The 11,415-nt window shown below is 72.0% G+C and carries 9 protein-coding genes; 8 read left to right on the top strand and 1 reads right to left on the bottom strand.

Translation table 11 applies throughout. The annotated features are described in order from the left end of the window. Positions 1-2: 2 nt before the first annotated feature. On the top strand, positions 3-557 hold the full coding sequence (locus tag AB0M88_RS09270) for a hypothetical protein (RefSeq protein ID WP_364097875.1): 555 nt from the start codon (positions 3-5) through the stop codon (positions 555-557). 79 nt (positions 558-636) lie between these two features. Here the strand turns inward: AB0M88_RS09270 and AB0M88_RS09265 are convergent, their stop codons facing one another. Next, positions 637-1,383, bottom strand: coding sequence for a GAF and ANTAR domain-containing protein (locus AB0M88_RS09265; RefSeq protein WP_364097872.1), 747 nt, complete (start codon positions 1,381-1,383; stop codon positions 637-639). Positions 1,384-1,581: 198 nt separating this feature from the next. Between AB0M88_RS09265 and AB0M88_RS09260 the strand changes: the two genes are divergently transcribed. The 7 genes from AB0M88_RS09260 (at position 1,582) to AB0M88_RS09230 (ending at position 11,415) form a co-directional block, all read left to right on the top strand. Next, positions 1,582-3,663, top strand: a complete 2,082-nt coding sequence (locus tag AB0M88_RS09260) for an acyltransferase family protein (RefSeq protein ID WP_364097869.1) — start codon at positions 1,582-1,584, stop codon at positions 3,661-3,663. 158 nt (positions 3,664-3,821) lie between these two features. Continuing rightward, a complete protein-coding gene (locus AB0M88_RS09255) occupies positions 3,822-5,147 on the top strand; it encodes an extracellular solute-binding protein (RefSeq protein ID WP_364097866.1) in 1,326 nt (441 codons plus the stop codon). Positions 5,148-5,164: 17 nt separating this feature from the next. Next, positions 5,165-6,115 (top strand): sugar ABC transporter permease, encoded by a 951-nt coding sequence (locus AB0M88_RS09250; protein WP_364097864.1) that lies wholly within the window; start codon positions 5,165-5,167, stop codon positions 6,113-6,115. 2 nt (positions 6,116-6,117) lie between these two features. Beyond that, positions 6,118-6,999, top strand: coding sequence for a carbohydrate ABC transporter permease (locus tag AB0M88_RS09245; protein WP_364097861.1), 882 nt, complete (start codon positions 6,118-6,120; stop codon positions 6,997-6,999). Positions 7,000-7,003: 4 nt separating this feature from the next. After that, positions 7,004-8,515 (top strand): alpha-N-arabinofuranosidase, encoded by a 1,512-nt coding sequence (locus AB0M88_RS09240; protein WP_364097858.1) that lies wholly within the window; start codon positions 7,004-7,006, stop codon positions 8,513-8,515. Next, on the top strand, positions 8,512-10,404 hold the full coding sequence (locus AB0M88_RS09235; protein ID WP_364097855.1) for a beta-L-arabinofuranosidase domain-containing protein: 1,893 nt from the start codon (positions 8,512-8,514) through the stop codon (positions 10,402-10,404). Before AB0M88_RS09240 ends, AB0M88_RS09235 begins: the two co-directional genes overlap by 4 nt. Before the next feature lie 24 nt (positions 10,405-10,428). Continuing rightward, positions 10,429-11,415: a LysR substrate-binding domain-containing protein gene (locus tag AB0M88_RS09230; protein WP_364097852.1), complete on the top strand. Its 987-nt coding sequence runs from the start codon at positions 10,429-10,431 to the stop codon at positions 11,413-11,415.

Raw genomic sequence — 11,415 nt, 5'->3', positions numbered from 1 at the left:
TCATGTCCTGGACGCAGCGCATCATCGAGTCGACCGGCGCCACACCGCGGCCGCGCGATATCGACCTCGCGCCGATCGAAGGGGAGCTGGGCACGGCCCTGCCGGCCGACTATCGCGAGCTGTGCTCGTCGCTCGGCGGTGCGCTGTACAACGGCTACCTCTCGGTTCTGCAGCCGGTCGGCGACGTCGACAGCCTGCTCTACTGGCTGCGCGTCGTGCGCGGCAACGCCGGCCTCTACCGGCCCCACGTGCCGTACGGCGGGCCCGGGCAGCCAGGCCTGCTGCAGTGGGGCACCGATCAGACCGAGGGCGAGTACTACTGGCTGGCCGACGCCGGCGCCGACCCGGACAGCTGGCCGGTCGTGGCCCGCAAGGACGGCGTGGACCCGTGGCATCGATACGAGATGACGATGTCGGAGTTCACCTTCCGGATGCTCACCGACCGGGACTTCACGCCGTTCACCGTGGCCGGCTGGAGCGAACGGCCGTTCGTCATCCCGGAAGGGGTGGAGATCAACACCGCGGAGGAGTGGAACGCCTGGGCCAACCGGTCCTGAGCGAGCCCCGGCCGGCTCCCACCGGAGCCGGCCGGCCCGGCCGGCCGCCGGAGTCGACGGCGCACACCAGCCGGGGGCATCAGGTAGCTTTCGGCGGGATGAGTGCGGCGGCGGCCTCGTCGAGGCCGGTGCCCGCCTGGGCGGCGCGAATGCACAAGCTCACGTACGCGTCATCCGGGGTGCACCGGTTCTCGGTCATGATGACGGTGAGCGCGCGGGTGATCCGGGCCCGGACGGCGAGTGCCTCGGCGTAACCGGCGACCAGTTCGCGGCCGCCCTCGTCGGTCAGAGCCGGGTGGCCGGGTCCGGCCGCCTCCTCGAGCGGATATCCCTGCACGGAGCAGATCCCGGCGATCAGCGGCGCCATCGCGGCCTGATCGCGGCCGTAGAGGTTGAGGACCGCCACCGGCCCGCCGCGCGCGGTGTGCAGCGGAACCGACACCGAGGCGTGCAGACCCAGGCGCGGGGCTTCCTCGTGAAAGCCGGGCCACCGCATCGTCGTCGCCGCGATGTCGGGCACGCCGACCGGCCTTCCGGTCTGCAGGGCCTCGAGGCAGGGGCCGGCGTCGTCGGCGTACTGGGCGTCGTCGATCGCGCGGGCGATCTCGTCGCTCAGGGCGACCGTGATGTAGAACGGGCCGCGCAACCGGGTGATCGAGGCGAAGGCCGCCGCGCCGACCCGTGCCGCGGCGAGCCCGGCGATCTCCCGCAGTTGGGGGTCGATGGTGGATACGTACTCCGGTGTCCCGGCCAGGGTGGCCAGTCCGGTGGCCAGGGGACCCTGGGCCGACGGATAGGGATTGTCGAAGGATGCAGGCGTTGCCATGGTCGCTCCCCGCGGCGATGGGACGGGACGACCGGATACCCGGCCACGACCGGCCTATGCGGGTCTCCTGAGGTGTCGTCCTCGCAGGCGGGCGCCGCCGGCCGGCGATGTGCCAAACCGCGCCGATCGGTTTGAACCCTCCGAGATCCGGTATGCGACACGGGCAGTCGCACCTCCCCGGCCGGAAGGGGACACGCCATGCCGGACGCTCTCGTCGACCCGGCTCGGGCCGGGCAGCCCTCCGTCGTGGTGCCGGCCGGGGACGCCCGGCGCCCGGGATCGTTTGCCTATCGGCCGGCGCTCGACGGCCTCCGGGCGCTGGCGGTGACCGCCGTGGTGCTGTTCCACGCCGGGCTGGCCGGCATCGGCGGGGGCTTTCTCGGCGTGGACACCTTCTTCGTCCTGTCCGGCTTTCTGATCACGTCGCTTCTGCTGGCCGAGCACCGGTCGCGGGGCCGGATCGACCTGCGGCGGTTCTGGATCCGCCGGGCCCGGCGGCTGCTGCCCGCGTTGCTGGCCATGCTGCTCGCCACGGTGGTCGCCGGACGGTTCCTGCTCGACAGCGGCGCGCTCGGGCTGCTGCGCACCGACGCGTACGCCGCGCTCGGGTACGTCGCGAACTGGCGGATGATCTTCCGGGGGACCGGGTACGTCGCGGCCACCGCCGCCCCGTCGCCGCTGCAGCACACCTGGTCACTGGGCATCGAGGAGCAGTTCTACCTGATCTGGCCGCTGCTGGTGACGGCGTTGACGCTCGGCTTGGCGGCGCGCCACGCGCGTACGGCCTTGATCGTGGCGTGCGGCGCCGGCGCCGTCGCCTCCCAGCTCGTGTGCGCCGGTCTGTTCCGGCCCGGCGACATCGCGCGGGCGTACTACGGCACCGACACCCGGGCCCAGGCGCTGCTGATCGGGGCCGGCCTGGCCGCGTTGCTGAGCGCCGAGGTCGGGCGCTCAGGGCAACCGCGTCGGGTGGCATCGGTGGCCCTCAGCGTTGCCGGGACGGCGGGTCTTGCCGGCACGCTCTGGCTGTGGCATGCCGCGTCCGACGAGGCGTCCTGGCTCTACCGGGGCGGCCTGACCGCGGCGGCGCTGGCCACCGCGCTCGTCCTCGCCCAGGTCGTTCTCCGGCCCGGCTCGCCGCTCGCCCGCGCTCTGGGCACCGGGCCGCTGGTCTGGCTCGGGCGCATCTCGTACGGCGTGTACCTGTGGCACTGGCCGCTGTTCACCTTCGTGACCGCCGACGCCACCGGATTGTCCCGCTGGCCGCTGCTCGCGGTGCGGCTGGCCGCCACCGTGGCCCTCGCCACCATCAGCTTCTACCTGATCGAGCAGCCGGTCCGGCGCGGCGTTCTGGGCCGGCGGCTGCCCCGCCGGATGCCGGGCGCGGTCACCGTGGGTGCCGTCACGCTGATGATCTTCGCGGTCGCGTCGGCGACGGCCGGGCCCGGGTCGCCGGCCACCACGGCGGCGCCGGTCATCATCACGATTCCCAGTTCGGCCGTTCTCCGCCTGCCGCGGGGCGCGGTCCATGCCGTACGCGGTCCGGCGCCGATCGACCGTCCCGGGCGTCCGGCGGGCGCCGGGAATACGCCCCGGGTGACCTTCCTCGGTGACTCGGTGTCGTGGGTGATCGGCGACTACCTGCCCGGGCACCCCGGGATGTGGACGAGCGACCGGGCGATCCAGGGCTGCGGCATCGCCACCCTGCCCGACATCCGGGAACTCGGCACGCCGCACACGAACTATCCCGGCTGCACCTCGTGGCAACAGCGCTGGCAGAGGGGCGTCGACGCCGACAATCCCGACGTGGCCGTCATCGAGCTCAACCGCTGGGAGCTGATGGACCGCAGGTATCACGGTGAGTATCAGCACGTCGGCGAGCCGGACTATGACCGGTACCTCAGCGGGCAGCTCGACCGGGCCGTGCGGATCGCGGGCTCCCGGGGCGCCGCGGTCGTGCTGCTCACCGCCGCCTATACCCACCGGGCCGAGAAGCCCGACGGCAGCCTGTACCCGGAAGATCAGCCGGCCCGGGTGGACGCCTGGAACGCGCTGTTGTGGGCGGAGGCGGCCCGGCATCCCGGCGAGATCACCGTGCTCGACCTGAACCGCGTGGTCTGCCCGGCCGGCCGGTTCACGTGGCGGATCGGCGGCCTGCGGATCCGCAGCGACGGGCTGCACTACACGCCCGGCGGTGTCCAGCGGATCATCGCGCCCTGGCTGCTGCCGAAGCTCGCCGCGGTCGCTGCGGGGACGTACCGGGCTCCCCAGGGTCCTTGACGACGTCATCGGCGTCCGCACGCGGGAAAAATCTTGACGCATATCCACCGATGGATGTGATGATCGCTCAACCGATGGGTAGTCGGCCCGTAACACATTCGGATGTTCACGTTCACTTGGGGGGTGAGCGTGGGCGCTACCCAAGGCGGACGGTCATCATGGACGTACCCGTAAGCCGCCGTTCTCTTCTCCGGGGCGCCGCCGGCCTGGGCGTCGCCGCGCTCGCCGGCTGCTCCTCGCCCGTGGTGGCGGGCCTCGCCGACACCGCCGTCAACCCCGGCACCGTCGACTACTGGAACCTCTTCGGGGGCGGCGACGGCGTCCGGATGCAGCAGATGGAGGACGGCTACCGCTCGAGTCACCCGCGTACGCCGCTGCAGGCCGTCACGCTGGCCTGGGGCAACCCGTACTACACCAAGCTGTCGCTGGCGACGGTCGGCCAGAAGCCGCCGGACGTCGCCGTGTCCCACCTGACCCGGATGAAGACCCTGGTGCAGGCGGGGCTCCTGCAGGAGCTGCGCCCCGAGGACCTGGCCCGGCACGGGATGACGCCGGACCAGTTCAACCGGCGCGCGTGGCAGGCCGGCCTGGTCGACGGCAAGGCGTACGCGATCCCGCTGGACACCCACCCGCTGGTGCTGTTCTACAACACCAAGATCTGTGAGCAGGCCGGTCTGCTCGACGCGAGCGGCAACCTCAAGCCGATCGCCGGCCCGCAGGGGTTCCTGGACGCCCTCACCAAGGTGCAGAAGGTCACCGGCCAGTACGGGGCCACGCACGGCATCAACAGCGACGCCGCGAGCCCGTGGCGGGTGTTCCAGACGCTGTATTCGCAGCTGGGCGGCCAGGTGCTGGCCAACGACGGCACGAAGGTGGTGCTCGACGACGCCAAGGCCATGCAGGTGCTGAACTACCTGCGCACCCTGACGGTCGAGCGCAAGGTCATGCCCGGCAGCATCGACTATCAGGGCGCCATCGCGCTGTTCGCGAGCGGTGCGGCCGGCTTCCACCTCAACGGCGAGTGGGAGATCACGACCTTCCAGACCGCCAAGATGCCGTTCAGCATGACGCTGGTGCCCAACGTCTTCGGCGGCACCTACATGGTGCAGGCCGATTCACACACCCTCGTGCTGCCCAAGTGGCCGGACGCCGACCAGGCCAAGGTCGACCGGTCGCTGGACTTCGTCCGGTCGCTGCTGGACCAGAGCATGACCTGGGCGCAGGGCGGCCACGTCCCGGCGTGGCAGCCGACCGCGCGGAGCGCCGAGTACCACAAGCTCACGCCGCAGTCGAACTACGCGGCGGCGGCCAACGCCGCGGTGTACGACCCGGCCGGCTGGTACTCGGGTTCCGGGTCCGACTTCGAGATCCTCATGAGCTCCTCCGTCGGCGCCGTCGAGGCCGGACAGCTGTCGCCGGAGGCCGCCATCGCGCAGATGCGCACCAAGATCCAGGCGCTGGCCGGCGCCGCGTCGCCCATCTGAACCCGGGAGGTCCCCCCGTGACCACCACCGCAGGCCCCGAGGTCGCCAGCCGCGTACCCGCCGACGTCGCCGCACCCCGGGGCGGCCGGGAGGAAAGCGGCCATGCCGGCCCGGCGATGCTCTTCCTCGCCCCGTTCCTCGTGCTGTACCTCGCCTTCATCATCGGACCGGCGCTCTACATGGTGGTGATGAGCTTCTTCGACACCAGCCTCGTCAAATCGGGGCTGGGCGACTTCGCCGGCTTCGGCAACTACGCCGAGGCGCTGCGCAGCGCCGACTTCTGGTCATCGATGTGGCACACGGTCTGGTTCACCATCCTCACCACGCCGCCGCTGGTCGTGCTCGCGTTCCTGTTCGCGCTGCTGGCCGACCGGGTACGCCGCGGACGCGCGTTCTTCCGGCTGGCGTTCTTCCTGCCGTACATCCTGCCGTCGGCCGTCGTGGCGCTGATCTGGATCTGGCTCTACACGCCGGCGCTCGGACTGCTCACCAAGGTCGTCACCGGGCTCGGTCTGCCGGAGCCGAACTGGCTGGGTGACCCGAAGCTGGCGATGTGGTCGCTGGCCATCACGACCGTGTGGTGGACGCTCGGCTTCAACTTCGTGCTCTACCTGGCGGGGCTCCAGGAGATCCCCCGGGATCTGTACGAGGCGTCGTCGATGGACGGCGCGAGCCCGTGGAACCAGGTCACCCGCATCACGATCCCGATGCTCAGCCGCACCACGACGCTCGTGGTCGTGCTGCAGGTGATCGCCTCGCTGAAGGTCTTCGACCAGATGTACATCATGACCAGCGGCGGGCCGAACTACGCCACCCGCTCGGTGCTCGAATACATCTACGACATCGGGTTCACCGACTTCCGGACCGGATACGCCGCGGCCGCCTCGACACTCTTCTTCGTCGTCGTGCTGGCCGTCTCCGCCGTCTGGCTCTTCCTCACCCGCCGCCAGGAACAGCAGGGAGTCTGATCATGACCACCGCCGCCGGCACCCGGCCGGCCGCCGCCCGGCCCGAAGTGACCCAGGCGAGCGTCGACCGCCGGGTGAAGCTGTTCAACCGCACCTGTGCCGGGGTGCTCGTCGCGTTCGCGCTGATCTGGCTCGTGCCGATCGCGTGGGCGGTCGACACCGCGCTCAAGCCCAACGCCGAGACCACCGCCACCACGTGGATCATCCACAACCCGACGTTCGCGTCGTTCCGCACGCTGCTCGGCAACGGCGACATCTGGAACTGGTACGCCGCCAGCTTCATCACCTCGGCGCTGACCGCCGCCGGCACGGTGCTGACCGCCAGCCTGGCCGCGTTCGCGTTGTCCCGGATGCGGTTCCGCCACCGCTACCTGATGTTCTGGTTCGTGCTGATCGGCATCATGATCCCGCAGCAGGTGCTGATGGTCCCGCAGTTCAAGGAGTTCGGCGCGCTGCACCTGCTCAACACCTACTGGGCGGTGATCCTGCCGCAGATCCCCACCGCCATCGCGGTGTTCATCTTCAAGCAGTTCTTCGACGGGCTGCCGCACGACCTGGACGAGGCGGCGCGGGTGGACGGCGCCGGCTATCTGCGCACGTACTGGCGGATCGTCATGCCGTTGAGCCGCCCGGTCGTCTCCGCGGTGGCGATCTTCACCTTCGTGTGGTCGTGGAACAACCTGCTCTGGCCGCTGCTCGTGCTGTCCAACCCGCGGCTGATGACCATCCCGGTCGGCCTGGCCACGGTCCAGGGCAGCTACGGCATCCGGTACGCCGACACCATGGCCTCGGCCATCCTCGGCGCCCTCCCGCTCGTCCTGCTCTTCCTGTTCTTCCAGCGCCGCATCGTCGAGGGCATCGCCGGCACCGGTCTCAAGGGGTGACTCCGTGAACCACGCTTCGCTCACCATCGACCCGGCGCTTGCGCTGTCCGAGGTGGACCCCCGGCTCTACGGATCGTTCGTGGAACACATGGGCCGGTGCGTCTACACCGGAATCTACGAGCCGGGGCACCCGCAAGCGGACGAGCGCGGCTTCCGCCGGGACGTCAGCGCTCTCGTCCGCGAACTGGGCGTGCCGCTGCTGCGCTACCCGGGCGGGAACTTCGTGTCCGGATACACGTGGGAGGACGGGATCGGACCGCGCGCCGAGCGTCCCCGCCGGCTCGACCTGGCCTGGCGCTCGATCGAGACCAACCAGGTCGGCGTCGACGAGTTCATCGGCTGGGCCGCGAGCGTCGGCAGCGTGCCGATGATGGCGGTGAACCTCGGCACCCGGGGCGTCGACGCGGCGCGCCACCTCGTGGAGTACTGCAACCATCCGTCCGGCACCTACCTCTCCGACCTGCGCCGGGCCAACGGCTCCGCCGACCCGTACGGTGTCAAGCTCTGGTGCCTGGGCAACGAGATGGACGGGCCCTGGCAGATCGGGCACAAGACCGCGTACGAATACGGGCGCCTGGCCGCCGAGACCGCCAAGGCGATGCGCCGGGTGGATCCGGCGATCGAGCTGTCGGCCTGCGGCAGCTCGCATGCCCGGATGCCGACGTTCGGCAGCTGGGAGGCGACCGTGCTGGCCGAGACGTACGACCTGGTCGACTACGTCTCCCTGCACAGCTACTACGAGGAGCGCGCGGGCGACCGCGGCAGCTTCCTGGCCAGCGCCGTCGATCTGGACCGGTTCATCGAGGCGGTGGTGGCCACCTGCGACCACGTCCGGGCCGTCGGGCGCCATCGCAAGCGGATCAACCTGGCGGTCGACGAGTGGAACGTCTGGTACCAGTCGAGGTTCGCCGGCGAGGAGAACCTCGACTGGGACGAGGCGCCGCGGCTGATCGAGGACACGTACTCGGTGACCGACGCCGTGGTCGTCGGCGACCTGCTGATCTCGCTGCTGCGGCACGCCGACCGGGTGAAGATCGGCTGCCTGGCCCAGCTGGTCAACGTGATCGCGCCGATTCGCACCGAGCCGGGCGGACCGGCGTGGCGGCAGGCGAGCTTCCACCCGTTCGCGTTGACGTCCCGGCACGGCCGCGGTTCGGTGCTGCGCACCCAGGTCGATTCGCCGGTGTACGAGACGGCCGCGCACGGTGAGGTGCCCGTGCTGGACGCCGTCGCGGTCGCCGGTGCGGACCCGTCCGCGGTCACCCTGTTCGCCGTCAACCGCGACCAGCACCAGGAGATGGTCGTCGACCTCGACCTGCGCGCGCTTCCGGCGCTCGCCACCGGGGAGCACGTCGCGGTGTTCGACGACGACCCGGACGCGGTGAACACCGCCGCGCAGCCGGACCGGGTCACGCCGCGCCGCCGCGACGACGTCAAGGTGGCCGACCGGCGGGCCACGGTCGTGTTGCCGCCGCTGTCCTGGAGCATGCTCCGGCTGCGCGGAGGTGCGGCGTGACGGCACCGCCGACGACCCGGCTCGGCCCGGTGGCCCCGGCGCGTACCGGCACGTCGGTGCTGCTTCCGCTCGGCCTGGACGAGGTCGTGCTGCGAGGCGGGTTCTGGGGCGACCGGCAGCGGCGCAACCGTACCGCCACCCTGCCGCACGTGACCCGGCAGCTGGAGGAGGCGGGAAACCTCGCCAACCTGCGCGCCGTCGCGGCCGGCGACACGACGGCGCGGCACCGCAACATGGTGTTCGCCGACTCCGATGTCTACAAGTGGCTGGAGGGCGTCGCCTGGGAGCAGGGCCGCGAACCCGCGCCGGAACTTCAGCGGGCGCTGCGCACGACGACCGACCTGCTGCGGGCGGCCCAGGACGACGACGGCTACCTCGACACCGCGTTCCAGCTCGGGGAGCCGGGCCGCCGCTGGACCGACCTGCGGTCCGGGCACGAACTGTACTGCCTCGGCCACCTCACCCAGGCGGCGATCGCCGACGTCCGGGCCACCGGCGCGGACGGCCTGCTGGAGGTGGCATGCCGCTTCGCCGACCGGGCCGTGGACCTCTTCGGGCCGGGGCGGCGGGAGGGTCTGCCCGGACATCCGGAGGTGGAGACCGCACTGGTCGAGCTGTACCGCACCACCGGCGAACAGCGGTATCTGGAACTGGCCACGCTGTTCCTCGACCGGCGCGGGCGGGGACTGCTCGGATCCGGCCGGTTCGGCTCCGCGTACTACCAGGACGACCGGCCGGTGCGGGAACACCGCGCGATGGTCGGGCACGCGGTGCGGGCGCTCTACCTGGCCACCGGCATGGTCGACGCGTACGCCGAGACCGGCGACACCTCGCTCCTGGACGCCGTGGTGGCGCAGTGGGACGCCACGCTGGCCACGAAGACGTACGTCACCGGCGGGCAGGGCTCGCGGCACCTGGACGAGGCGTTCGGCGAGCCGTACGAGCTGCCGCCCGACCGGGCGTACGCCGAGACCTGCGCCGGCATCGCGAGCGTCATGCTGACCTGGCGGCTGCTGCTGGCCACCGGCGAGGCGCGGTACGCCGACGACATGGAACGGGCGCTCTACAACGTCGTCGCGGCCTCCACCGCGGACGACGGCCGGCACTTCTGCTACGTCAACCCGCTGCAGCGGCGCGGCCCCGGCCCGGCGCGCCCGGACTGGTACGAGTGTGCCTGCTGCCCGCCCAACCTGCTGCGGTTGCTGGCGTCGATGCAGGCGTACCTCGTCACGCGCGACGCCGGCGGCGTCCAGTTGCACCACTACGCCGCCGGCACGGTCGACACGCACCTGGCCGACGGCCGGCGGGTCGCCTTCGCCGTCGACACCGATTACCCGGCGAGTGGCCGGACGACCATCCGGATCACCGGCACCGACGAGTCGCCGTGGTCGCTGGCGCTGCGGATCCCGGCCTGGGCGGACGGCGCCACCCTGAGAGTCGCGGGCGCCACCCGGCCCGCGGTTCCGGACCGGCGCGGGTATGCCGTACTGACCCGGACCTGGCGGCTCGGCGACATGGTGACCCTCGACATCGACCTGCCGCCCCGGGTGCTGTGGCCGCATCCGCGCATCGACGCGGTCCGCGGCACCGTGGCCCTGGCCCGAGGACCGGTCGTCTACTGCCTGGAACAGGTGGACCAGCCGGACGCCGACCTGGCGGACATCGCGGTGGCCGCCGACCTGCGGCCGGCTCCGGGCCGTCGCGGCGGACTGGACACTCTGGAGTTCGACGCCACGGTCCGGGTTCCCGCAACCGTGGGCGGTGCGCCCTATCGGTCCGGTCACCCGGAATCGGAGGAGCGACCGGTACGCCTCGTCGCCGTGCCGTACCACGCCTGGGGCAATCGCGAGGCGGGCGCCATGCGGATATGGCTTCCGCTGCGTGCCTGACACCGCCGACCGGGGGGTTCCCGCATGGAGCTGCGCCAGCTTCGCTACTTCGTCACCCTGTCGGAGGAACTGCACTTCGGCCGCGCCGCCGCCCGCGAGCACATCGTGCAATCGGCGCTGAGCCAGCAGGTTCGGCGCCTCGAACGGGCGCTGGGCGTCGTCCTGGTCGCCGGCAACACCCGGCACCTCGAGCTGACCGAGGCCGGCGCCCGGTTCCTCGCCGAGGCCCGGCAGATCCTGGCCCACGTCGAACGCGCGGCGGTGGTCGCGCAGGGCGCCGGCAGCGGGGGACCGGTGCTGCGGATCGGCGTGCTCGACGAGGGCTACGAGGCCGTACGCCCGGTCCTGCACGAGCTGCTGGGTCAGCACCCCGAGGTCGAGGTGCACCTGGTGCACGCCGGCGTGCCGGAGCAGTGCCGGGGCCTCGCCGACGGGCGCCTCGACGTCGGCGTCGGGCGCGCCTCGGCGGTGCCGCCCGAGATCGCCACCGAGCTGTTCCGGCTCGATCCGCTGGGGGTGCTGGTGACCGGCGGCCACCGGCTGGCCCGGCTGGCGGCGGTGCCGGTGCCGCTGCTGGCCGGCGAGCGGCTCCTGCTGCCCGACGAGGCGCAGGCCCCTGAGTGCGCCCGGTTCCTGACCGAGCTGTGCCGCTCCTCGGGCTTCTTCCCGAGCCGGTTCCGCGGCAGCGTGCACGGCCTGCGGGCGGGCGCCGACGTGGTCGCGCGGGGCGGTTGCGCGATGGTGGTGCCGGAGTCGGCGGTCCCGGTTCCAGCCGTCCCCGTTCCCGGCGGCCCGGCTCCGTTCGGCCCGGCTCCGTTCGGCCCCGCTCCGTCCGACCCGGTGGCCGAGGTGCGATGGCGGCCGCTGGTGCAGCCCACGCCGCGATATCCGTGGTCGCTGCTGTGGCGGGCGCGCGAAGCGCCACCGCACGTCGGTGCACTGGTGGCGACCGCGCGCCGGCTGGGCCGCCGGAACGGCTGGGTGGCCGGCGACCTGGGGCTCGCCAGCTGA

Origin of the sequence: Actinoplanes sp. NPDC051411 (genome assembly GCF_040682075.1) — a bacterium.
Classification (GTDB): domain Bacteria; phylum Actinomycetota; class Actinomycetes; order Mycobacteriales; family Micromonosporaceae; genus Actinoplanes.
This window is presented reverse-complemented; position numbering and strand designations above follow the sequence as displayed.

Excerpts from the sequence above, each read along its gene's own strand:
- AB0M88_RS09270 (WP_364097875.1), top strand. The coding sequence starts at position 3 with ATGTCCTGGACGCAGCGCATCATCGAGTCGACCGGCGCCACACCGCGG.
- AB0M88_RS09265 (WP_364097872.1), bottom strand. The coding sequence starts at position 1,383 with ATGGCAACGCCTGCATCCTTCGACAATCCCTATCCGTCGGCCCAGGGT.
- AB0M88_RS09260 (WP_364097869.1), top strand. The coding sequence starts at position 1,582 with ATGCCGGACGCTCTCGTCGACCCGGCTCGGGCCGGGCAGCCCTCCGTC.
- AB0M88_RS09255 (WP_364097866.1), top strand. The coding sequence starts at position 3,822 with ATGGACGTACCCGTAAGCCGCCGTTCTCTTCTCCGGGGCGCCGCCGGC.
- AB0M88_RS09245 (WP_364097861.1), top strand. The coding sequence starts at position 6,118 with ATGACCACCGCCGCCGGCACCCGGCCGGCCGCCGCCCGGCCCGAAGTG.
- AB0M88_RS09230 (WP_364097852.1), top strand. The coding sequence starts at position 10,429 with ATGGAGCTGCGCCAGCTTCGCTACTTCGTCACCCTGTCGGAGGAACTG.